This window comes from Cupriavidus sp. 01L43 (assembly GCF_056399925.1).
In genome coordinates this window covers 1-21,733 of record NZ_JBFTSH010000029.1, presented here as the reverse complement: position 1 = coordinate 21,733, position 21,733 = coordinate 1, and the positions used below count along the sequence as shown (strand labels likewise).

General features: G+C 65.1%; 21 protein-coding genes. 9 read left to right on the top strand and 12 right to left on the bottom strand.

From position 1 onward, the window contains the following. The 7 genes from AC1DP9_RS27380 to AC1DP9_RS27350 all read left to right on the top strand — a co-directional run. A partial coding sequence (locus AC1DP9_RS27380; protein ID WP_477109037.1) for a DUF2345 domain-containing protein occupies positions 1-1,152 on the top strand: 1,152 nt, incomplete at its 5' end. 11 nt (positions 1,153-1,163) lie between these two features. Next, positions 1,164-1,736 (top strand): hypothetical protein, encoded by a 573-nt coding sequence (locus AC1DP9_RS27375; protein ID WP_477109036.1) that lies wholly within the window; start codon positions 1,164-1,166, stop codon positions 1,734-1,736. Positions 1,737-1,747: 11 nt separating this feature from the next. Then, positions 1,748-3,658: a T6SS effector phospholipase Tle3 domain-containing protein gene (locus tag AC1DP9_RS27370; RefSeq protein WP_477109035.1), complete on the top strand. Its 1,911-nt coding sequence runs from the start codon at positions 1,748-1,750 to the stop codon at positions 3,656-3,658. Then, positions 3,658-4,338: a T6SS immunity protein Tli3 family protein gene (locus AC1DP9_RS27365; protein ID WP_477109034.1), complete on the top strand. Its 681-nt coding sequence runs from the start codon at positions 3,658-3,660 to the stop codon at positions 4,336-4,338. The genes AC1DP9_RS27370 and AC1DP9_RS27365 overlap by 1 nt, the downstream gene beginning before the upstream one ends. Positions 4,339-4,346: 8 nt before the next feature. Then, entirely contained in the window at positions 4,347-5,027 is a 681-nt protein-coding gene (locus tag AC1DP9_RS27360; RefSeq protein ID WP_477109033.1) for a T6SS immunity protein Tli3 family protein, read from the top strand. Continuing rightward, on the top strand, positions 5,024-5,284 hold the full coding sequence (locus AC1DP9_RS27355; RefSeq protein WP_477109032.1) for a PAAR domain-containing protein: 261 nt from the start codon (positions 5,024-5,026) through the stop codon (positions 5,282-5,284). The genes AC1DP9_RS27360 and AC1DP9_RS27355 overlap by 4 nt, the downstream gene beginning before the upstream one ends. Continuing rightward, positions 5,281-6,690 carry a hypothetical protein gene (locus AC1DP9_RS27350; protein WP_477109031.1) on the top strand — a complete coding sequence of 470 codons (1,410 nt, stop codon included), beginning with the start codon at positions 5,281-5,283 and terminating at the stop codon, positions 6,688-6,690. Before AC1DP9_RS27355 ends, AC1DP9_RS27350 begins: the two co-directional genes overlap by 4 nt. 18 nt (positions 6,691-6,708) lie before the next feature. On the opposite strand, the gene AC1DP9_RS27345 is transcribed toward AC1DP9_RS27350, so the two are convergent. The 4 genes from AC1DP9_RS27345 to AC1DP9_RS27330 all read right to left on the bottom strand — a co-directional run bounded on the left by AC1DP9_RS27345 (position 6,709) and on the right by AC1DP9_RS27330 (position 9,278). Next, positions 6,709-7,536: a ChaN family lipoprotein gene (locus AC1DP9_RS27345; protein WP_477109030.1), complete on the bottom strand. Its 828-nt coding sequence runs from the start codon at positions 7,534-7,536 to the stop codon at positions 6,709-6,711. Beyond that, a complete protein-coding gene (locus AC1DP9_RS27340; RefSeq protein WP_092291040.1) occupies positions 7,533-7,880 on the bottom strand; it encodes a DUF2149 domain-containing protein in 348 nt (115 codons plus the stop codon). Before AC1DP9_RS27340 ends, AC1DP9_RS27345 begins: the two co-directional genes overlap by 4 nt. Beyond that, positions 7,877-8,377, bottom strand: a complete 501-nt coding sequence (locus AC1DP9_RS27335; protein WP_255370693.1) for a MotA/TolQ/ExbB proton channel family protein — start codon at positions 8,375-8,377, stop codon at positions 7,877-7,879. Before AC1DP9_RS27335 ends, AC1DP9_RS27340 begins: the two co-directional genes overlap by 4 nt. Positions 8,378-8,501: 124 nt before the next feature. Then, positions 8,502-9,278: an NAD(P)H-dependent oxidoreductase gene (locus AC1DP9_RS27330; protein ID WP_477109029.1), complete on the bottom strand. Its 777-nt coding sequence runs from the start codon at positions 9,276-9,278 to the stop codon at positions 8,502-8,504. A gap of 90 nt (positions 9,279-9,368) precedes the next feature. Between AC1DP9_RS27330 and AC1DP9_RS27325 the strand changes: the two genes are divergently transcribed. Next, a complete protein-coding gene (locus AC1DP9_RS27325) occupies positions 9,369-10,268 on the top strand; it encodes a LysR family transcriptional regulator (protein WP_477109028.1) in 900 nt (299 codons plus the stop codon). Between the two features lie 5 nt (positions 10,269-10,273). Here the strand turns inward: AC1DP9_RS27325 and AC1DP9_RS27320 are convergent, their stop codons facing one another. The 5 genes from AC1DP9_RS27320 to AC1DP9_RS27300 all read right to left on the bottom strand — a co-directional run bounded on the left by AC1DP9_RS27320 (position 10,274) and on the right by AC1DP9_RS27300 (position 18,036). Then, on the bottom strand, positions 10,274-13,489 hold the full coding sequence (locus AC1DP9_RS27320; protein ID WP_477109027.1) for an efflux RND transporter permease subunit: 3,216 nt from the start codon (positions 13,487-13,489) through the stop codon (positions 10,274-10,276). 3 nt (positions 13,490-13,492) lie between these two features. Further along, positions 13,493-14,728 carry an efflux RND transporter periplasmic adaptor subunit gene (locus tag AC1DP9_RS27315; protein WP_441645751.1) on the bottom strand — a complete coding sequence of 412 codons (1,236 nt, stop codon included), beginning with the start codon at positions 14,726-14,728 and terminating at the stop codon, positions 13,493-13,495. Between the two features lie 273 nt (positions 14,729-15,001). Next, the gene (locus AC1DP9_RS27310) at positions 15,002-15,646 is read right to left on the bottom strand and encodes an MOSC domain-containing protein (protein WP_092291030.1); all 645 of its coding nucleotides are present in this window, start codon (positions 15,644-15,646) and stop codon (positions 15,002-15,004) included. A 75-nt stretch (positions 15,647-15,721) separates the two neighbouring features. Then, a complete protein-coding gene (locus tag AC1DP9_RS27305; RefSeq protein ID WP_454757433.1) occupies positions 15,722-16,882 on the bottom strand; it encodes an MFS transporter in 1,161 nt (386 codons plus the stop codon). Positions 16,883-17,022: 140 nt separating this feature from the next. Then, the gene (locus AC1DP9_RS27300; RefSeq protein ID WP_092291026.1) at positions 17,023-18,036 is read right to left on the bottom strand and encodes a D-2-hydroxyacid dehydrogenase family protein; all 1,014 of its coding nucleotides are present in this window, start codon (positions 18,034-18,036) and stop codon (positions 17,023-17,025) included. A 569-nt stretch (positions 18,037-18,605) separates the two neighbouring features. On the opposite strand from AC1DP9_RS27300, the gene AC1DP9_RS27295 reads away from it, so the two are divergent. Continuing rightward, a complete protein-coding gene (locus AC1DP9_RS27295; RefSeq protein WP_441591575.1) occupies positions 18,606-20,462 on the top strand; it encodes a phosphoenolpyruvate carboxykinase (GTP) in 1,857 nt (618 codons plus the stop codon). On the opposite strand, the gene AC1DP9_RS27290 is transcribed toward AC1DP9_RS27295, so the two are convergent. The 3 genes from AC1DP9_RS27290 to AC1DP9_RS27280 all read right to left on the bottom strand — a co-directional run. Continuing rightward, positions 20,386-20,838 carry a contact-dependent growth inhibition system immunity protein gene (locus tag AC1DP9_RS27290; protein WP_477109026.1) on the bottom strand — a complete coding sequence of 151 codons (453 nt, stop codon included), beginning with the start codon at positions 20,836-20,838 and terminating at the stop codon, positions 20,386-20,388. The two genes, AC1DP9_RS27295 and AC1DP9_RS27290, sit on opposite strands and share 77 nt — an antisense overlap. 88 nt (positions 20,839-20,926) lie before the next feature. Further along, positions 20,927-21,220 carry a contact-dependent growth inhibition system immunity protein gene (locus AC1DP9_RS27285; RefSeq protein ID WP_144203610.1) on the bottom strand — a complete coding sequence of 98 codons (294 nt, stop codon included), beginning with the start codon at positions 21,218-21,220 and terminating at the stop codon, positions 20,927-20,929. A gap of 5 nt (positions 21,221-21,225) precedes the next feature. Further along, positions 21,226-21,733: RNase A-like domain-containing protein (locus tag AC1DP9_RS27280; protein WP_477109025.1), on the bottom strand; the 508-nt coding region annotated here is incomplete at its 5' end.

The window sequence follows — 21,733 nt, the reverse complement described above, 5'->3', positions numbered from 1 at the left end:
AATCCCAATAAGCCGTACATCGCCCATGTCCACCATAACAGTCGCCAGACGGATCTGATTACCAATCAGGATCGTTGGCTATCCCGCAACGTTATTCGCACGCAGAGCGACAACAAGCTCGAATTCGAGGATTGGGAGGGACAGGAGCACGTCAAGCTGTCCACCGAGCATTCAGGCAAATCGCAGCTGACGCTCGGCCATATGGTCGACGGGAAGTGGAAGCGGCGGGGGGAAGGGTTCGAACTCAGGACGTCCGGTCGGGGGGCGATACGGGGCGGAAAGGGGCTGTTCATCACCGCCGATGACCAGCCAAAGGCGAACGGCCAGCAATTGGACATGCGGGCGGCACTCGGCCAACTCCAGCTAGCACTCGCCCAGGCTGAAGACTTGGCAAATGCCGCGCGCCTCGCCAACGCCGAGATCGCCGACCTGCGCGCGGAAAACCGGTGGCTCAAGGAAAGCATGGCCGAACTGAAGGAAGCCGTGATGGTCCTGTCCGCGCCTGCGGGCATTGCGGCCGTCACGCCGGAGCGCATCGAGATCGCAGCCGGCAAGGACGTCAGCATCGCGACTTCGGCCGGCTTCAATCTCAGCGCCCTCGCAAACGTGGCGGTCGCGGCAAGCGGCGTGCTGTCGCTGTTTGCGCACAAGCTCGGCATCAAGCTCTTTGCCGCACGCGGCAAGGTGTCGATCCAGGCCCAGTCCGATGCGATGGAACTTGTGTCCGACAAGGACATGAAGCTGACCAGCGCCGACGGGACGCTGACCGCGAACGCCGCCAACGGCGTTGTCATCAGCGGCGGCGGCAGCGCCTACATCAAGGTGCATGGCGATGACGTCGAAATCGGCGGCGCCGGCAACCTCATCCTGAAGATCATCGAAGTGATGAAGTTCGATCCTGGCTCGCTGTCATTGCCGCTGCCCAGGTTCGGGCAAATGGTCAGCCGCAATGATGAACGATTCATCCTGACCGACCAGTTGACCGGGCGGGCACTTGCCGGGCAGCGATACAAGATCCGGCTCGCGAATGGGCGCGAAATCGAGGGGGTGACCAACGCGGCAGGCGAAACCACCGTGGCGAGGGAGGAGGCCGCGCAGGGGATGACGCTGTTACCCCCGTGCGACGGGAGCGCGACCAAAGAATCGAAATAGGAGTCTGCCCTGTGCGAGGAAGCCTGATTGTTGTCTGGATATTGCTGAGCATTGCCGTGCATGGCTGCGGCAGCCGCCACGACATTAACCCGCGAGCACTGCGGGACGAAGCGCTATCACTGATGGCCAGCAGCGAAGTGAACCGGTACGCCAGGGCGGAAGCCTTGCTGGACAGTGCTTTGCGCGAGGATACGACACACGTGCCGTCCTTGCTGACGCGTTTCGCCTTGCGCGCGGTGCGGCAGGACTTTGCCGGTGCGCTGGCCGATGTCGACGCTGTCATCGCCATACGCGGCAGGGCGCCGATGTCGTCCACGTTGCGCTGCTTGCTACGGGAGCGTCTGGGGGCCGACGCACCGCAGGCCTGCTACGCCGACGCCCTCCACTTGTACCGCGATGCGGGCATCGAATGTGTGGCGAATCTCAACTGCGTGCTGGCGGCATCGATGGCGTCCGTGCCGGATGCGGCGACGCTGAGGGATCGCTATCTGTCCGGCGCGCTGTCGCCAGCCGATCTCGCGATTGCGGAACTCGTGCTTCGCGACTTCGACCGAAAAACGTACCTGCATTCCATCCTGCCATGAGCCCTGACCCGATGAACACCACAGCGACGTCACCGCAACCCGCACCGCAGCCAGATGAAGGTCCGGCTGGCGGCAAACCTCGAACGGCAACACGCATTGTCCCCATGCAGCGCGACGCGCATGGTCAGCCGTATTGGGAGTCCTACCTCACCCCGGAGAGCTTCGAAGTGCGGGCCGAGGCGCAGATTCCTCCGCACCTGCCGGGGGTGATCATATTCGTGCACGGGGTGAATTCGGAAGGCGAGTGGTACGACGCAGCGGAGGCGGCGTTGTGCGAGGGGTTGAATCAGCGGTTGAACAGATCGGAAGGGACAAGTCTGAAACCGAATCGCTACGTCAGCATTGACCCAGAGAGCAAGAAGCCCGTTGCCCGCCATCTTGATTCCCTATGGAAGGGCCACTCGCCTGTGATCCGATTCTATTGGGGTTACCGTCCCGATGAAGGCAAAGAACGTGCGTACAAGATACCGCTTCGAAACCTCCTGGGATTCGACTATTGGGCGCCTGAATGTACGGATCTTGGGGGTCCATGGTACTGGGGCGGTGGCCCATTCCAGAACGGCACCAACAACCTCCAACAACTCTGGAGCACCGCGGGGTTCCGTCGCCACGTCTTCGGCGTCGACATGCAAGCGCTCAATACGGAGACCGAGCGCCAGCTACAGGATGCGCCGCCCCGCACCTACTACGCCCATGCCGCGCACCGACTGGCCAGGCTCATCGACAGGATTCGCCGGCATTCGCCCGACGATACTGTCACGGTTTGCTCGCACAGCCAGGGAACGATGATTGCGATGGCGGCCACCGCGCTATGCGAGACACGTGCACCGGACGCGCTAATGGTCATGAACTCGCCATTCGCGCTGGACGACAAGATCACGGACGCCCTGACCTGCGGCAGTGAGCGGCCGACCGAGCGCGCGCGCATCAATACCTTCCGCAACATCGCCAACCGGATCAGGCAGGACAAGCGCGCGCTCACCGACGCACAAATCACTCGGCTGCAAGTGGGCGCCACCGAGGACATGAACTTCTGGCGCCCCGATCTCGCGAATCATTTCGGCTTGCCCGAACGGGATAACCATGGGCGCCTGTACGTGTACTTCAGCCCGCATGATCGGGTGATGGGCTGCACAGCCCTGCAGAGCATTGGGTGGCAAGGGGTAGGCCACGCGTTATTGGAAGAGCTTGGCGACACGGTTAAGCAGCGGATGCTCGCCCGCGGAACGCCTTGCGGCGACGCACCGGGCGAAAAGAAGTTCGGCTCCCTGCCGCCGATTGCCGACCCGCCTCCCGGCGTCAAGCCGGACGACTTCTGGGACGGCAATCGCGGCGTGCTGGGCGGCATGATGAAGCTGTGGGCGGTGCCGAACAAGAATCAGATGGTGACGATCAATGCGGAGGCGGTGCCGAAACCGCTGACGGCGGAGGAGATGACCTACTTCGACGACCCAAAGCACCTGGCCCGAGATTGGGGGGAATTCGATCCCGACAAGGGCAAGTATCGGGATGAGACCTACCCCTATCTCGCGTCGATCTACCAGCCCGAGGCGTATCACGACGAACCGGACATCTACCACGATGGTCGACCGAACCACCGGATCGAAACGGCGGACGAAATGCGGAAGCGCATCGAACAGCACCAGCCCGAACCGACCGATCACAGCTCCTTGCCCGGACACGCCGAATTCATGAAGCGGGTGGTCGCCTATGACTTGCCCATCGGCTTCTGCAACGCATTCAAGGATGTCCGGTTCTGGACACAACTGATGCAGGAAGCCGACTGGACCTCGCTACGCGATGCCTACTTCATTACAGGAGATCTGGCGCCGCCTGCAGTGCCAGCCCTCATCGACGGCGAGACCGTGGCCGATGAGGTCAGTCGCGCTCAGGCCGAACGAATCAAACTGAGAGAGTTTTGATGCGCTATCCCCTGTTGTCACTGGCTTTGGCCTGCCTGATTCTCGGCTGTACCTATGATCCCTACAAGAAGGGTAGGCCGCCCGTCATCGATTATGACGTCCCGCCTCAAATCATCTATCGCATCGATGACCACCGTTTCGTGACGCTCGAGAACTATCGCGATTGCCATCATGGCGTGACCTACTACAACGACACGAAGCAAGGCATCCGCCAAAGGCTCGGCCGCGAAGGCATAGAGAACTACCAAGGCAGGCTGATCAATGCGGACCCAACCGGTCAGAACATCGTAATACCGTCATCGGCGCCGCCCCGGACGGCTTGCAGTGACCGAGGCTGTACAACCTCGCTTCTGTACTCCACCGATAGCGGCCGAACCTTCCACGGCGTCGCATACATGAGAAGCTTCAACCCATTCAGGGATACGGCGAAATATACGATCGCAGTGACTACAGACAGGTACTACGTGGCGGAGCGGATACAAAACGACAGCTACGTCATAGAGAGCGCACTCAGACCGGGAATCGATCTGGACAAGCCGTATCCTCCCGGCGTTCGAGGCAGCAGCTTTGCCGCCTCGAAGCGGCCCGGCTATCTAAGCGGCCTCCGCTCCCCCTCCGGCCAGGAGCGTTTCACCTGCGACCCGTCCATCCGCCCTGCCAACGTGCCGGCTCCGAAATGAACCGTCCCATGCGTTATCCCCTCTTGTTGCTTGCCGCTCTGCTGCCCGGCTGCGCCCATGATCCCTATCCGTACAGGAACGGTGGTCCGCCCGTCATCGACTATGACGTGCCGCCACAAGTCATCTACCGCATTGACGACCACCGTTTCGTGACGCTCGAGAACTATCGCGACTGCCACCATGGGGTCACGTACTACAACGACGCGAAGCAGGGCATCCGACAAAGGCTTGGCCGGGCCGGCATCGAGAACTTTCAGGGCAGGCTCATCAATGCCGATCCAACCGGTCAGAACATCGTCATACCTTCTTCCGCGCCGCCTGATATTGGTTGCAGTGATCGGGGATGCACCACGTCCCTGCTCTATTCGACCGATGGCGGCAAGACGTTCTTTGGGGTGCGCTATATGACCAGCTTTAATCCTTTCAGGGATACGGCGAAATTTACGATCGCCGTCACAAAGGCCCATCTCTACGTCGCCGAGCGGATGGAGACGGACAGCTATGTAAGAGAGTATCCACTCGCCCCTGAGGTCGATCTGCGCAAACCCTATCCTCCGGGATTTCGCGGCAGCACGTTCGCCGCGTCGAAGCGACCCGGATACCTGGACGGCCTCCGCTCCCCGTCCGGCCAGGAGCGTTTCACCTGCGACCCCTCCATCCGCCCAGCCACTCTTTCCGATCCGAAATGAAACAGCCAGTTTGCCTTGGTGATGACACCAGTCACGGCGGCAACGTCAAGACCGCCTCGTCCTCGTTTTCGTTGAATGGCGGCCGCAAGGCCGCGCTGGTGGGTGATCTCGTATCGTGCCCCCTGCACAGCGACAACCCCATCGTCGAAGGTGGCAAGGGATTTTCCGATCTCGGTCGTCCTCTTGCCGTCGGCGGCTGCCGTACCCAGTGTGGCAGCGTCCTGATCGCCAGCAATCCGGGAGTAACCATCGCATGACGTTGAAATGGCGTATGACCGAGGCGCATGAAGCGCTGCCGACTCCACCGATTCCGATCTGGATCTATGTCTTCCTGTACGGGGCCATCGAGATTGCGGCCATCATCGTGACGGTATCCGCGTGGCCCCAGGGCGAACCAACCATGACGCCGCGGTTCTGGGGCAACGTCCTGTTGCTGCCGCTGCTGATCTGGATTGCCTTTTGCGGCGCACTCTACAGCAGCTCGTATGAGGAGGAGCATTACGCGGGCCTCTGGTGGAACTTCCTGTTGCGCGAGCGTACCGCGCGCTGGAAGAACTGGGCCCGCGCCCATCTGGTGTTGCTGGACAGCGTGGCACTCACACCCGAGGACGAGTTGGCGGAACGGATGCTGGGTCTGGAGGGTACGCCGCCGCAACATCCGGACAAGCTGCTGATGTTGTCCGGCATCGCGCCGGCGGCGGGGCAAACGCGGCTCGAACAGGTGGTCGAGCGCATGCTGGCAACGCTGGCGCCTTCGCTGATGCGGCTGTCCGACGCAAGCACGTTCGAAGTCATGCTGATCACCGACACGGAAGCCGACACCGTCGAAGTCTTGCGAGCCTGGCGCAAGCTGTCGCTGCCCGGCACGCCCAAGGTCAGATGGCTGGCGCATGCCGACGACTCGCCCATGATCGAAGCATGGTTCGAAACCGGTCCTCCAGCGCACTATTGGCTGGTGCTGGCCTGTCAACTCCACAGCGGACCGGACGCTGGCACACCGTCCTGTTCGGAGGCCGCCGCCGCGCTGCTGCTGTCGACGTCCGCAGTCCTCCAGCGTTCCCGTCAACCGCTCAAACCTCAGGCGTACCTGTTCAGGCCGATCCATGCCGAGTCCGATGCGATGGAGGACGCCCTGTCCACGCTACTCATGGCGGGACAGGTGCCTTCGGCCAAGATCCGGCATTACTGGCACAGCAGGCTCGGCAAGGCGATGCGGCACGCCGGCACAAGCGCGATGCAAGAGGCCGGCTTGCAGGTAGCCACCCATGATCTCGACCACGCCATGGGCAAGCCGGGGCCCATCAATGGATGGTTGCTGTATGCGTTGGCAGCACGCATGGTCAGGCACGGGCAGGGCGCGCAGCTGGTTGCGACGGCCTGCCGCAATGGTGGCGCGCTCGGAATTGTCGGCGCCCATCCGGGCGAGCATGCGAGCGAGCCTTGCGAGAACGCCTATCTCTTCTCCGGCGCCTGGGCGGTAGCAGTGGCCGCGCTAGTCATCCTGATCACCATACTGAAATCACGCGGCACGGAGGGCGGGTCTGAGGCCTGGTACTGGCTACTCCTGACCGGGTTTATCCTGACCATTCCAGCGCGCGTCGCCATCAATGCATGGACACGAAAGCGGGCGACTGAGAGATTTGACAGCCTCTACTTCGGCTGACCGCCCGCCTGCGTCAGCCTACCGCGGCTTCACCACGGCCTCCTTGCACGGATCCTTCCTGTCGACCGGCGCCACGCGTACCACCTCGTCGAAGCCTTCCCCGCCGCTGCCATCCTCCAGATAGCCCACGCTGAGCACTTTCGCGGCGTCGGCGCGGATCCAGCGGGGCACGCCGAGGTCGCGGCGTACGTGGCCGTTACCGGCGATCAGGACGGCGCCGCGGCTGGCGTAGGGGGCTAGCGTCCGGGCCATCACGGCGTCGCGGGCGGCCTGGGCGTTGAGCATGCCGGGCAGCATCGCCTTGGGGAAGTTGCCGCAATGGCCGGCATCGAGCGTCGCGGTCTGCGCGGCCACGACTTCCATCGGCAGCGGCTTGTCCAGCCCCAGCGCGGCCTGCTGGTCCGGCGGGAAGACCGCGCCGAGCCCGCCGCGGACGATCTTCGCGGCATCGGCGCGCGAGAGGTTCGCGGCCAGCAGCGGCAGGTCATATTGGAGCGCCAGCGCCACCACGGGCCGGTACAGCGGCCACTGCCAGCCGGCCGCGCTGCCGGACTGGGCGATCAGGTAGTCGGCATCGCCCGGCCGTTCCTTGCGGGCGCGGTCGATGTCGGCCTGCCGCTCGCGGTCGAACTGCTCCATCGCCACCGCCGGCCGCCAGCCGGCTTCCACGGCGCGGGTCAGCGCCTGGAGCCGGGCCGCCTGCGCGGCGCCGTTGTCGTGGACCTCGCCCAGCAGCACGTACTGGCGGCTGGGGAAGGTGGCGCCGATGGCCGCCGGCGACGGCGGCTGCGTCGCGCAGCCGGCCAGCATCGCGAGCGCCATGCCAAGGATCGTCGCGCGCATCATGGCTTCGCTCCGGACGTGGCTTGTTGGGACGCCTGTTGTGACTCCGGCACGTACACCATCGACCCATCCTTCAGCCGGTAGGCCACGCCGGCCTTGATGCCGTCGCCGCTGCCCACCTGCCCGCTGGCCTGATAGCGCACGATCTTCTCCCCCTGCCGCGACACGATTTCCATATTGGGCTTGCCCGGGTTGGTGATGACCGTCACGTCGTCGTGCGTGAACGGGTTCATCGGATTCTGGGCGATGGCCACCAGCAGGGCGGCAATCACCACCAGGAATACGTCGATCAGGTTGACGACCGACAGGATCGGGTCGTCGGCCTCGCTTTCGTCCAGGAATCTCATCGGGCCGCCTCGCGCGCCTGGCCGAGCCAGACCAGTTCCTCGGCCAGCCAGCGGCGGCGCACATTGACCACCCAGAAGGTGATGCTCGCCGCGATCAGCGCCAGGATCACCGCCGAGAACGCGATGGTCAGGTTCTCGCCCACATTGGCGAGGTTGCCGCCGGACAGGCTTTTCAACGCCGGCCCCATCGGGATCATGGTGGCCACCAGCCCGAGCATCGGCGCCACGCGGGTGGCAATGCGCAGGCGCTCCAGTAGCCGGTGCGCGGCCACGTCCAGCGCGTCCGGGTGGCTGACCCCGTTGGCGTGCGCCCAGGCCACCAGCAGATAGCCGCGCCCCGATTCGATCCCATGCCGCCGGCGCAGCCACGCCTGCATGGCGAACTGGCCCAGCGCCCAGAACGCATAGAGGAACAGCAGGCCGATCATGGCCAGCGTGGGATACAGGAACAACTGGCCGATGTCATACATCAGCGTTTCGAGGACGGTGGGCGTCATAAATATCGTCGCGATGAATAATGAAGCGATAAATCTAACTACGTTGATTCTTCATGGCGATGACTATCCAATGATCGCCGCTGCCAAGCCACGCATAGTACCGGCACCGGTCCCAAGCGCCCTCCTATTCCATATGCGCGGCGAAGCCTTTGCGGTCAGGCGCGATGTCGTCGCGCAGCGTCAGGCCCGGAATCTCGTATTGCCCCGAGTTCTGCGGGCGATAGGGGATCGGCGCCGTCTCGAACAGCGTATCGAGCCGTGCGCCCAGCGCCTCGCGGATCGACGCGAAGCGCGCGTCATCCATCTTCCCGCTGCGATACGAGACGAAGGGCGGCAGCACGTCGAAGCCGGGGTAGTACAGCACGCCGTGCTGGATCGGGAACAGCAGATCGTCGATGGGGCCGTTGATGCCGCGCGCGCTGTAGTGCGAGTCCCAGCCGCCCGTGGTCACCGCCAGCATCGCCCGCTTGCCCTTGAGCGAGCCTTCGCCGTAGCGGTCGCCCCAGCGCGCGTCCGAATGCTCGCCCACGCCGTAGGCGAAGCCATAGGCGTACACGCGCTCGACCCAGCCTTTCATGATGGCCGGCATGGAGAACCACCAGAGCGGGAACTGGAAGATCACGGCGTCGGCCCAGCGCAGCTTGTCCTGCTCGGCGGCGATGTCGGGGCTTTGCCAGCCGCCCGCGAACGCGCGCTTCGAGTCGAGCGAAGGATGGAACGGCGTACCAGCCTGGCGCTCGAGCGTGTCGCCGGCGTCGAGCTGCGGCTTCCAGCCCATCGCATAGAGGTCCGAGACCTGCACCGCGTGGCCGTTGGCCGCGAGCCGCTGCATCGCAAAATCCTTGAGCGAACCGTTCAGCGAGGTCGGTTCGGGGTGGGCGTAGACAATCAGCACGTTCATGGCGGGTCTCTGTCGATGGGAAGGGATGCCCCAAGAATGGACGGCCGTCCGGTATATTGGAAATGAATTTCCAATATCCTAGGTATTACGATGAATAATCTCCGACGTCTGGACCTGAATCTGCTGCTGACGCTCGATGTGCTGCTGGCCGAGCACAACGTCACGCGCGCGGCAGAGCGGCTGCATTACTCGCAGCCCTCGGTGAGCGTGCATCTGGCCAAGCTGCGCGAGATCTTCGGCGATCCGCTGTTGCTGCCCGGGCCGCGCGGCATGCGGCCCACGGCCCGCGCCGAGTCATTGCGCGAGCCGCTGCGGCAGGCGCTGGCGGCGCTGGAAGCCGCCGTGGCGCCGTCCAGCCCGTTCGACCCCGCGCAGGCGGACCACACCTGGCGCGTGGCCGCCACCGACTATGGCGAATCGACCATCGTGCTGCCGGCGCTGAGCACCATCCGCGCGGCGGCGCCGGGCACGCGGCTGGCGGTGCTCGACATGGTGCCGGCCAGCATCGCCCGGCAGGCGGAGCAGGGCGAGATCGACCTCGCCTTCCACACCTCCGATGGCGCGCCGCCCGGCCTGCGCCGCCGCGCGCTGTTCACCGAGCGCTACGTGCTGGTGGGCCGCGCCGGCCATCCGCGCCTGAAGCGGCGGCCCACGCTGGCGCAGTTTGCCGAGCTGGAACATGTGATGGTGTCGCCCGATGGCGGCGGCTTCTTCGGCGTGACGGACACCGCGCTGGCGGCGGCCGGCGCCACGCGCCGCGTGGTGTTATCCGTGCCGCACTTCCTGTTCGTGCGCGCGGTGCTGGAGCGCACGGACCTCGTGGCGATGCTGCCCGAGCGACTGGTGCGCGATACGGTAACGCTGGAGGTGGTAGAGGCGCCGGTGGAGGTGCCCGGCTATGAGATGTCGATGCTGTGGCACGAGCGTGCCCATCGCGACCCCGCGCACCAGTGGCTGCGCGAGTGCATCGCGCAGGCCACCAGTGTCTAGCAGGATCAGTGCGTGACCGCCGCCGGCTCGCGTTCCGCGAGCGGGTTGCCTTCCGAATCGATCTGCAGCGGACCCGTGCCGGAGAACCGGTCGAGCGCGAGGTAGATCACCGGCGTGATGAACAGCGTGATGACCTGCGAGAACAGCAGGCCGCCCACCACGGCCAGGCCCAGCGGCTGGCGCAGTTCGGCACCGGCCCCAAGGCCCAGCGCCAGCGGCAGCGCGCCCATCACGGCCGCGAAGGTCGTCATCATGATCGGCCGGAAGCGCAGCAGGCAGGCCTGCCGGATCGCCTTGGCCGGCGCCATGCCGTGGTCGCGCTGCGCCGCGAGCGCGAAGTCGATCATCATGATCGCGTTCTTCTTGACGATGCCAATCAGCATCAGCACGCCAATCGTCGCGATCAGCGACAACTCCACGTTGAACAGGAACAGCGTCAGCAAGGCGCCGATGGCCGCCGACGGCAGCCCGGCCAGAATGGTCAGCGGGTGGATGTAGCTCTCGTACAGCACGCCCAGCAGCGTATAGATCACCGCGATGGCCGCCACCAGCAGCACCACCTGCGTGGCCTGCGACGACTGGAACACCGCCGCATCACCGCCCCAGCTGGTGAAGATGGCTGGCGGCATGTCGATCTCCTGCTTGTAACGGTCGATCTTGGCCGAAGCGTCGCCCAGCGCCGCGCCCGGCGCGAGGTTGAACGACACCGTCACCGACGGTAGCTGCCCCTGGTGGTTCACCGCAATCGGCCCCACCCGGCGCTCGGTGGTGGCAAACGCCGACACCGGCACCATCTGCCCGGTCTTGCTGCGCACGTAGAGCTTGGAGAACGCCGTCTCGTCCACGCGATCCACATCGGCGGCGGTCAGGATCACGTAGTAATTGTCGATCGGCGTGTAGATGGTCGACACCTGCCGCTCACCGAACGCCGTGTACAGCGCCGTGCGCACGTCCTGCATCTGCACGCCCAGCGCGTTGGCCTTGTCCCGGTCGATGGTCAGCTGCGCTTCCAGGCCCGATTGCTGGGAATCGCTCGTCACATCGCGGAAGATCGGCTCGGCGCGCATCTTGGCCATGATCTTGTCGCTGTACTCCTGAAGCTGGCCCGCCTTCACGCTCTGCAGCGTGTACTGGTAGCGGCTCTTGCTCTGGCGCCCGCCCAGCCGCAGGTTCTGCACCGGCGAGAAGTACACCGCCAGCCCCGGCACGCTGGACACGTCCTTGCGCAGCGACTCCACCACCTGCTGCATCTTCGGCCGCTCGTCCAGCGGCTTCAGTTCCACGAACATCCGGCCCGTGTTGATGGCCGGCGAATTGCCGCCGCCAATCGACGCCACCACGCTCTTCACCGCCGAATTGGCGCGGATCCGCTCGGCGGCATCGCGCAGGCGGTCGGACATGGCATCGAAGGAGATGTCCTGCGGCCCCTCGGCGTTGACCTGGATCTGGCCGATGTCTTCCTCGGGGAAGAAGCCCTTCGGAATCTTGACGAACAGCACGGCGGTCAGCACGAAGGTCAGCCCCGCCACGCCGAGCACGAAACGCCGGTGCGCCAGGCACCAGTCCAGGCCGATAGCGTACTTATGGAGCGTCCACTCGAAGAGGTCCTCGAACCACTGCGTGCTGCGCATGCCAATGGTCTGCTTCTGCTGCACGCGCGGCGCGGCGGCGCTGGCCGCACCGGGCGCGTGGTCGCCATGGTCGCCATAGGCGTGCTGCGACTCGTCCACCGGCACGTTCTCGGCCGAGAGAAAGCGCGCGCAGAGCATCGGGATCAGCGTCAGCGAGACCACCGCCGAGACCAGAATCGACAGCGACACCACTGCGGCGAACTCGTGGAACAGCAGCCCGATCACGCCCGGCATGAAGAAGATCGGGATGAACACGGCCACCAGCGAGATCGAGATCGACAAAATCGTGAAGCCCATCTCGCGCGAGCCCACCAGCGCGGCCTTGAGCGGCGGCACGCCTTCCTCGATGTGCCGCACGATGTTCTCAAGCATCACGATGGCGTCGTCCACCACCAGCCCCACCGCCAGCGTGATGGCCAGCAGGGAGACGTTGTCCAGGCTGTAGCCGAACGCCTTCATCAGCGCCACCGTGCCGATCAGCGAGATCGGCAGGGACACCGTCGGTATCAGCGTGGCGGCGGCGCGGCGCAGGAACAGGAAGATCACCATCACCACCAGCCCCACGGTCAGCGCCAGCGTGAACTGCACGTCATGGATCGACTCGCGGATGGAGCGCGAGCGGTCGTTCACCACGTTCACGCTGACCGAACCGGGCATCTGCTGGATCAGGCGGGGCAGGGCGGCCTTGATGGCATCCACCACGGCCACGGTGTTGGCGTCCGGCTGGCGCAGCACGGCCAGCACGATGGAGCGCTCGTTGTTGAGCCAGCTACCGGTCTTGATGGTCTCGACGCCGTCTTCCACATCGGCCACGTCCGAGAGCCGCACCACGGCGCCGCTCGGCTGGCTGGCCACGATGATGTTGCGGAACGCCTCGGCGCTGGTCATCTGCCGATTGGCCTGGATGGTCAGGGTCTGGCGTGCGCCGTCCAGCGTGCCGACCGGCGTATTGGCGTTGGCGCGGTTCAGCGCGGTGGCCAGCTCGTCGAGCGTGAGCCCGCGCGCCGCCAGCGCGTCCGGGTGGGCGCGCACGCGCACCGAAAAGCGCTTCTGGCCGAAGATCTGCACCTGCGCCACGCCGGGCAGCGTGGCCAGCGTCGGGGAGATCAGGTTGTCGCCGAAGGCGTTCAGCTCCGCCAGGCTCATCGCGGGCGAGTTGATCGCCAGCAGCAGCACCGGCGCATCGGCCGGGTTCACCTTGCGATAGGACGGCGGCACCGTCATCTCGATTGGCAGCGAACGCTGGGCGCGGAACAGCGCCGCCTGCACGTCCACGGCCGCATCGTCGATGTTGCGGTCGCTGTTGAATTCGATGGTGATGCTGGAGTTGCCCAGCGTGTTGGACGAACTGATGACGGTGACGCCCGGAATCGTGGCGAACTGCTTCTCCAACTGCGTGGCCACCGAGGCGGCCATGGTCTCGGGGCTGGCCCCGGGCAGCGTCGCCGTGACCTGGATCACCGGCGAGTTGAAGCTGGGCAGCGCCGCGATGGGAATCGTCGGATACAGCACGATGCCCGTCACGATGACGGCCAGGCACAGCAGCACCGTCATGACGGGCCGGCGGATACAGAGTTCGGACAGCGTCATGGTCTAGTGCTTGTCTGCCACGGCCGCCGGGGCAGCCGGGGATGAGGCGTCGCGCGGGCGGGCCTCGCGCACCAGCGCGCCGGGGCGCAGGTTCTGCGCGCCCTCGGTCACCACGCGGGCGCCGGGCTGCACGCCCTCGACCACGGCGGCGGCGGCGGTGGTGGCCACCACGGTCACCGGCACGCGCGTCACGGTGTGGTCCGCGCCCACGGTGTAGACGAAGCGGCCTTCCGGGCCGGTGATGACGGCCTGCGGCGGCACGCTGAGGGCGCCCCGAAGCACCTGCACCGTGGCGCTGACGTTGGCGTAGGTGCCCGGCCAGAGCCGCTGCGCCTGATTGTCGAACATCGCCTTCACGCGGATGCTGCCGTACTGCGGGTCCACGGTGTTGTCGACGAAGGTGATCTTGCCGGTCACGGGGGCCTTGTTGCCGTCGTTGGGCACGGCGGTCACCTCGACCGGGCCGGCGTGCAGCGCCTCGCGCAGCGCGGCGAGCTGGCGCTCGGGCAGCGTGAAGCTGACGGTAACCGGCGAGATCTGCGCCACGGTCACCATCGGCGTCACCGTGGCGGGGGTGACGAGCGAGCCCGGGAAGACGTTGATCACGCCGGTGCGGCCGCCAATCGTCGCGCGGATGGCGCCGTAGCTGATGGCCACGCGGCTGGCCTCGATCGCGGCCTGGTCGGCGCGGATGGTGGCCTCGAAGCCGTCCAGCTTGGCCTGGGCCGTATCCACGGCGCTCTTGGAGACGAAATTGCGCTCCAGCAGCTCCTGGCTGCGCGAGAGTGTGCGGCGGGCATCGGACAGGTCGGCCTGGTCGCGCATCAACTGGGCGCGGGCCTTGGCCAGATTGGCCTCGTCCATGCGGGTATCGAGCGAGAACAGCAAATCACCCGGCTTCACGGTCTGGCCTTCCTTGATATGCACGGTCTGGACGGTGCTGGACACCTGCGGCCGCACCTCCACGGTCTGCATGGCCGTGACGGTGCCGTTGGCGGTGACTTCCAGCGGTACATCGCCCTGCTGGACGATGGCCGTGGCCACCGCCGTGGCGGTCGGGCCCTTGGCCGCCGGCTTGGGCGCGAACCACGTCTTGTAGCCAAACCAGCCCGCCCCGGCAATGACGATCACCGCCACGATGGCGATCCAGGGCGAAGTGCGGCCGCGCCCCGTGCTGGTGGACGCGCTCCAGTTGCCATCGACGAAGCCCTTGGGCCGGTCGATCCCGTCTGTTTTCATGTGAGGACCCTCAAACACCGCATGGCGCGCGCCCGCTCCCCGGCACCGGCTTCTTGGAACCGGTTTGCCCGCGCAAACCACTACTAGTACCGCGCCTTGGCTTTTCAGGCCAGCGCGTCGTATTACAACCTGTTACAGCGCCAATAGGGGATAGGCGGGCCGGGGGAGGGAGATCTGGCCCGAAGACGCTTGTATCTGACTTAAAACATTAGCAGAAAAGCACGGTCGGGCCACTCCGGACTAACGCTGGAAGGGGGTGGAACGTCGATTTCGTTACGGATTGGTGCGCCGATTGATGTTTTCCACCGACACTTCACGCGGCCCCGGGATCACCACGGCGGCATCGCCGGCCCGGATCACCCCCGGCGTGGCCACGCTCAGGTACACGCCCGAATAGCCGCTGCGCACCATGTCGCGCACCGCCTGGGCATAGCCGAGGATGGCGTTGAGCTTGTAGCAGGGCTGGCGCGGTGCGCGCACCACCAGTTCCACCTCGCCCACGCGCAGCTGGTCACCTATCCACAGGGCGGATTCGAGCAGCCCCTGCAGGGTCAGGTTCTCGCCCATGGCGCCGAAGGCCAGCGGGCGCTCGGCCTCTTCGACACCGGCCTCGCGGCGGCGCGCGTTCCACCAGGTGTAATGCTCGATCGGGTACGCATAGACCGCCCGGTCCCGCCCGCCGTGAACGGTCAGGTCGGCCTGCTCGTCGCCGGCCAGCCCGCGCAGGTGCACGCCGACGGCAATCGGATGATGCAGCGTACTGAGCGGATGCTTGCGGATGGCGGAGAGCACTACGGCTTCGGTGCCGGCCCCGGCCACCACCAGCGGCAGGCGGATGCCGACATTGACGGCCAGCACGCGGCCTGTGGCGCCACCGCCCGAGGCGGCTGGGTTGGGACGGGGATCGGTCTCGGCCACGGTACGCCCTCCTTGCGTGTGCGGGGCCGCGCGGGCTCGTGGTCCCGCGCTGCTTTGGGACTGCTACGACATCTGCTACGCGCTGCGCGGTGTCCAGTGGCAGCCGAGCGCCCGCGCCCGCTGCGAAATCGCCAGTCCGAGCGCGATCAGCACCGCCGCACCCCAGTGCAGCGCATCGGGCCCGGCCACGGTATAGATGGCCGCCCCGGCCATGGCGCCCAGCGCCTGGCCCAGGTAAATCGAAGAGGAATTGAGCGAGATGGACGCCGCGGCCTGGTCCGGCCCCAGCAGCACCAGCCGGGCCTGCTGGGCGCTGTTGGTGGCGAACCCGCCCACGCCCCAGAGCATGAACAGCGCCACCAGCGCGCCAACATGCCAGCCGGCCAGCGGCCACAGCAGCATGGCGGCCAGCGAGGTGGTCAGCGCCACCTGCACGATGCGGCTCGGCGTCACGCGGTCCATGCGCGAGGCGGCCACCACGTTGCCGGTCACGCCGCAGATCCCGTAGGCCAGGAACATCAGGCTCAGCGCGCCGCCGCTGATACCGAAGCGGTCCCGCATCAGCGGGGCGATGTAGGTAAACATCGTGAACATGCCGGCCGACTGGATCATCGTGGTGGTCACCACCAGCATGATCGGCTTGTGGCGCAGCACGGCCGCCCACGCCTTGCGGCCCACCGGCGCCACCTGAAGCCCGGCCGGCAGCGCGCGCCAGACCGCCATCGACACGATCAGCGACAGCCCGCCCACCAGCCCCATGCTGACGCGCCAGCCCAGCGTGCTGGAGATGAAGGTGCCTAGCGGCACGCCCACCACGCTGGCCACGCTCCAGCCCAGAAAGACAAAGCTGATGGCCCGCCCGCGCGTGCGGGCATCCACCAGTAGCGGCAGCGTGGCGGCGGCCTGCGGGGTGTAGATGGCGGCACCGATGGCCGTGACGAAGCGGATCGCCATCAGCATGGCGAAGCTGGGCGCCAGCGCGGCGGCGAGGTGCATCGCCCCGTAGACCAGCAGCGCCCCGGCCAGCAGCAGGCGGCGGTCGATGCGGGAGCCGATCGTGGCGAACAGCGGCGCGCCCACGCAGGTGGCGATGGCGAACACCGAGATCAGCTGACCGGCCGTGGCGGCGCTGAGCGCGAAATCGGCGGCAATGTCGTTGAGCATGCCGGTGACGATCATCGCGCCGGTGCCGATGACGAAGTTGCCGACGCACAGCGCCAGGAGCCTGGGATCCATGTAATTTAGGGGGATGGGGCGACAGATTGCCCCGAGTGTAGCGGCTTTGGCGCAATCCGGACCGGCGCCAATGTGGGGAAGGAGACGCTCATGGAGCGTCTCCTTGGGGGCTGCGGCCCCCGGCCGCACTGTCTAATAACTTAGCGCGACAGGGTGGGCGTCAGCGCCTTGGGATTGGCCACGCTTTCGTGATTGCCGTCCAGCACGTCGAGGATGTTCTGGAACGCGGTGCGGAAGTACAGCTCGTAGCTGTCGCGCTCCACATAGCCCAGGTGCGGCGTGCAGATGCAGTTCTCCATGCGCAGCAGCGCGTGGCCCTGCAGGATCGGCTCGGACTCGAATACGTCCACGGCCGCCATGCCGGGGCGGCCCCGGTTCAGCGCGGCGACCAGCGCGCCATCCTCGATCAGCTCGGCCCGGCTGGTGTTGACGAACAGCGCCGTGGGCTTCATGCGCTGCAGGTCGGCCAGCTTGACGATGCCGCGCGTCTCGTCGTTCAGGCGCAGATGGAGCGACAGCACGTCGCTCTCGGCAAACAACTGCTCGGCGGACGCGGCCACGTTCAGCCCGTCCTCACGCGCAGCCTGCTGGGAGGCCTCGCGGCCCCAGACCAGCACGTTCATGCCGAACGCCCGCCCATAGCCGGCCAGGAGCCGGCCGATCTTGCCGTAGCCCCAGACACCCAGCGTCTGGCCGCGCAGCACCTGGCCCAGGCCGAAGTTGGGCGGCATCGTCGTCGATTTCAGCCCCGACTGCTGCCAGGCGCCATGCTTCAGGCTGGCCACGTACTGGGGAATGCGGCGCTGGGCCGCCATGATCAGCGCCCAGGTCAGTTCGGCCGGGGCCACTGGCGAGCCCACGCCCTGGAGCACGGCCACGCCGCGGTCGGTGCAGGCGTCGATATCCACATGGCCGCCGGCGCGGCCGGTCTGGCTGATGATCTTCAGGCGCGGCAGCTTTTCAAGTAACTGACGCGTCACACGGGTGCGCTCGCGGATCAGGACCACGGCTTCCACATCGGAGAGGCGCGCGGCCAGCTGGCCCACGCCCTTGACGGTGTTGTTGAACACCTTGACGTCGTGGCCTTCCAGCAGGGCGAAGCACGGCAGCTTGCGCACCGCGTCCTGGTAATCGTCGAGAACGGCAATCTTCATCGGTGACTCTTTGGCTTGAGGAGCGACATCGGGGCGGCGGCTTGGTGCGCACGGCAACAGAATCAGCGMGCGCCCGACAGTATTGTGGGCCGACCTGACGCAACATTGAACCCAGACATGGCTCGTTCCGCATCCGCGTGCGCCCTTGCCGACCCGCCAGGACGGGGCGCCAGATGCCTCGGCACAATGTTGCGCAGCAAAAAACAGGCGGAGTTTGCGGTGGTATCCTTGCCCGCTTCTGCGACGCGGCAGGCCGGATGCGACGGTAGAGCCACGCTCCCGCCCACCGCCCCGCGCCGCCGGACAAAGCCCGACCGGCCCCTGCCGCCCGCCATATGCGGGCGAAGCGCAACTGTAGCGCAGCCGTAGGGACCGCTGCGACCCTTGGGCGGATTTGCTTGTTGCGTAGTTGTAACGGGATGTGACGATTGCGTGCCCGAGTGCCCCATGTCGAACATGGCGCACCGGGCCTTTCATTCCCTCACGCTATGGACGGCGCCGCCCCGGGAGCCTGACACGGTACCCGGCAGGGCTTTGCCAAGGTTTCTTTCTCGCTTTGGAGTAGCTGTATGAACCACCCCACAATGCAAGGCACCCCGGCACTGAACGTGCCGTCCTGGGTCAAGAACCAGAAACTGGTCGCATGGGTTACCGACATCGCCACACTGACCAAACCGGACAGCATCTATTGGTGCGACGGTTCCCAGGAGGAGTACGACCGCCTGTGCGAACAGATGGTCGCTGCCGGTACCATGCGCCGCCTGAACCCCGCCAAGCGCAAGAACTCCTTCCTGGCACTGTCCGATCCGTCCGATGTGGCGCGCGTGGAGGATCGCACCTTCATCTGCTCCGAGAAGAAAGAGGACGCCGGCCCGACCAACAACTGGACTGCCCCGCGTGAGATGCGCCAGACGCTGTCCGGCCTGTTCGATGGCTGCATGCGCGGCCGCACGCTGTACGTGGTGCCGTTCTCGATGGGCCCGCTGGGCTCGCCGATCGCCCACATCGGCGTGGAACTGTCCGATTCCCCGTACGTGGCCGTCAACATGCGCATCATGACCCGCATGGGCCGTGCCGTGTATGACGTGCTGGGTGCCGACGGCGAGTTCGTGCCGTGCGTGCACACGGTCGGCAAGCCGCTCGCCGCCGGCGAGAAGGACGTGCCGTGGCCGTGCAACCCGACCAAGTACATCGTCCACTTCCCCGAAACCCGCGAGATCTGGTCGTTCGGCTCCGGCTACGGCGGCAACGCGCTGCTGGGCAAGAAGTGCTTCGCGCTGCGCATCGCCTCGACCATGGGCCGCGACGAAGGCTGGCTGGCCGAGCACATGCTGATCCTCGGCGTGACCTCGCCCGAGGGCAAGAAGTACCACGTGGCCGCCGCGTTCCCGTCGGCCTGCGGCAAGACCAACTTCGCCATGCTGATCCCGCCCAAGGGCTTCGAGGGCTGGAAGGTCACCACCATCGGCGACGACATCGCCTGGATCAAGCCGGGCCAGGACGGCCGTCTCTACGCCATCAACCCGGAAGCCGGCTACTTCGGCGTGGCCCCGGGCACGAGCGAGAAGACCAACTTCAACGCCATGGCCACGCTCAAGGAGAACGTGATCTTCACCAACGTGGCGCTGACCGATGACGGCGACGTGTGGTGGGAAGGCATGACCAAGGAAGCCCCGGCGCACCTGGTCGACTGGCAGGGCAAGGACTGGACGCCGGCCATCGCCCGCGAAACCGGCGCCAAGGCGGCCCACCCGAACGCGCGCTTCACGGCGCCGGCCTCGCAGTGCCCGTCGATCGACGAGAACTGGGACAACCCGGCCGGCGTGGCCATCGATGCGTTCATCTTCGGCGGCCGCCGCAGCACCACGGTGCCGCTGGTGACCGAGGCCCGCAACTGGACCGAAGGCGTCTACATGGCCGCCACGATGGGCTCCGAAACCACCGCCGCGGCCGCTGGCCAGCAAGGCGTGGTGCGCCGCGACCCGTTCGCCATGCTGCCGTTCTGCGGCTACAACATGAGCGACTACTTCGGCCACTGGCTGGCACTCGGCAAGAAGCTCGAAGCCGCCGGCGCCAAGCTGCCGAAGTTCTACTGCGTGAACTGGTTCCGCAAGGACGCCGACGGCAACTTCGTCTGGCCGGGCTTCGGCGAGAACATGCGCGTCCTGTCGTGGATGATCGACCGCGTGGAAGGCCGCGGCCAGGGCGCCGAGCACGTCTTCGGCACCTCGCCCCGCTACGCGGACCTGAACTGGAGCGGCGTGGACTTCTCGGAAGCGCAATTCCAGCAAGTCACCTCGATCGACCACGCCGCCTGGCAGCAGGAACTGGCGCTGCACGACGAACTGTTCACCCAGTTGCAGCACAACCTGCCGCAGGATTTGGTGGAAACGAAGGACAAGCTGGCCAAGCGGCTGGCAGCCTGAATCTGCCGGATTGGATAACGGAAGGGCGCCTGCGTGGCGCCCTTTTTTTTCGCAGGCTTCGCTTCAGCAATTTTCTAACTTCATTAATGAAGATCACATAGGTGAATCCCCAGTATGAGAAATCTATGTGGTCGATAAATTCCATCCGGTAGGCCGTATCGAAATCACCTTCGCTGTTCCGTTTGAATCTCTCGACCTCCTTCACGACCAGTTTCCGCGCTGCTGGGTCCGTCCCCTCAATATAGGCCTGGATAATCTCATTAAAGGTACCACCAATTAGGTCGTAGTCCTCATGAAAATACCCGCCGATGAGCTCCTGAAGTGCAGGGTAGCGCGTCCCATTCACTTTAGCCAGATAATGGAAATTCGCGATCATGGAGCATCAGAGCTTTCATCAAGCAATTGTCTAACCCTTTCAAAAAAATGCGCAGTAGCTAATCCCCTAATCAATCTCCTCGCCAAATCTACAGACTGTTTTTCAGAAGTCTTTGAATTTCGTCGAGAAAGGTTTCGTAGGTGAAGCCCCAGTATGACAGGTCGATATTGTCGTTGAACTCTTTTCGGTAGACCTCTTCCACCGTGCCCGGGTTGTTTTTCTTTAATTTATCGATATCCCGCATTACTAATTCGCGGGCTGTCGGCACTGACTCCCTAATATAGGCCTGAACAACTTCATGAGCACTGTCTCCCTCACAATCCTCATGAAAATAACACCCTATAAACTGTTGCAAGTGGGGATAAGGCGATCGGTTCATCATTAAGTTCAGACTCCAACGAAGGCGGTCAGAATATAGTATGGCATCTCGTTATATTCTTCGTTCCGAAGCACTACTGTAACGGTGCGTGCTTCGTCCAGCTTGCCGGACTTGCGCATCAGTACTTTCCCGAGCGGTCTTGAAAAACTCTGACGCAGTTCCAGGCGTGGATCCCCAGTCGATGACCATGACATTATTCGACTACGATTGGCACTCAACATGTCGGAAATCGCTTTTTCTGCTGCCCGTAAATCGGTGAATGATGAGGCACTGATCAAGTGTCGCTCCCTTACTAACCTCGCCCGCAATTCCTCCTCCGTTTTCCCCACGTGCTTCGCAATCGTGTGCCCACCGGGACCTTTCAGGTATTTCGCCTCATGCTGCACCAGGTAAATCCGCCCGGCGGTAATGCTCGCCACCCGCGCGGCCTTCAGCATGCCGGCGAGGCCGAATCCCACACCAATATCCAGCGACAGCCCGATATTGCCGGCCATGTCCGGCGGCGCCCGCATGGTC

Coding starts and splice junctions, on each gene's coding strand:
- AC1DP9_RS27370 (WP_477109035.1), top strand. CDS start 1,748: ATGAACACCACAGCGACGTCACCGCAACCCGCACCGCAGCCAGATGAA.
- AC1DP9_RS27365 (WP_477109034.1), top strand. CDS start 3,658: ATGCGCTATCCCCTGTTGTCACTGGCTTTGGCCTGCCTGATTCTCGGC.
- AC1DP9_RS27360 (WP_477109033.1), top strand. CDS start 4,347: ATGCGTTATCCCCTCTTGTTGCTTGCCGCTCTGCTGCCCGGCTGCGCC.
- AC1DP9_RS27355 (WP_477109032.1), top strand. CDS start 5,024: ATGAAACAGCCAGTTTGCCTTGGTGATGACACCAGTCACGGCGGCAAC.
- AC1DP9_RS27350 (WP_477109031.1), top strand. CDS start 5,281: ATGACGTTGAAATGGCGTATGACCGAGGCGCATGAAGCGCTGCCGACT.
- AC1DP9_RS27345 (WP_477109030.1), bottom strand. CDS start 7,536: ATGATGCGCGCGACGATCCTTGGCATGGCGCTCGCGATGCTGGCCGGC.
- AC1DP9_RS27340 (WP_092291040.1), bottom strand. CDS start 7,880: ATGAGATTCCTGGACGAAAGCGAGGCCGACGACCCGATCCTGTCGGTC.
- AC1DP9_RS27335 (WP_255370693.1), bottom strand. CDS start 8,377: ATGACGCCCACCGTCCTCGAAACGCTGATGTATGACATCGGCCAGTTG.
- AC1DP9_RS27330 (WP_477109029.1), bottom strand. CDS start 9,278: ATGAACGTGCTGATTGTCTACGCCCACCCCGAACCGACCTCGCTGAAC.
- AC1DP9_RS27325 (WP_477109028.1), top strand. CDS start 9,369: ATGAATAATCTCCGACGTCTGGACCTGAATCTGCTGCTGACGCTCGAT.
- AC1DP9_RS27320 (WP_477109027.1), bottom strand. CDS start 13,489: ATGACGCTGTCCGAACTCTGTATCCGCCGGCCCGTCATGACGGTGCTG.
- AC1DP9_RS27315 (WP_441645751.1), bottom strand. CDS start 14,728: ATGAAAACAGACGGGATCGACCGGCCCAAGGGCTTCGTCGATGGCAAC.
- AC1DP9_RS27305 (WP_454757433.1), bottom strand. CDS start 16,882: ATGGATCCCAGGCTCCTGGCGCTGTGCGTCGGCAACTTCGTCATCGGC.
- AC1DP9_RS27300 (WP_092291026.1), bottom strand. CDS start 18,036: ATGAAGATTGCCGTTCTCGACGATTACCAGGACGCGGTGCGCAAGCTG.
- AC1DP9_RS27295 (WP_441591575.1), top strand. CDS start 18,606: ATGAACCACCCCACAATGCAAGGCACCCCGGCACTGAACGTGCCGTCC.
- AC1DP9_RS27290 (WP_477109026.1), bottom strand. CDS start 20,838: ATGATCGCGAATTTCCATTATCTGGCTAAAGTGAATGGGACGCGCTAC.
- AC1DP9_RS27285 (WP_144203610.1), bottom strand. CDS start 21,220: ATGATGAACCGATCGCCTTATCCCCACTTGCAACAGTTTATAGGGTGT.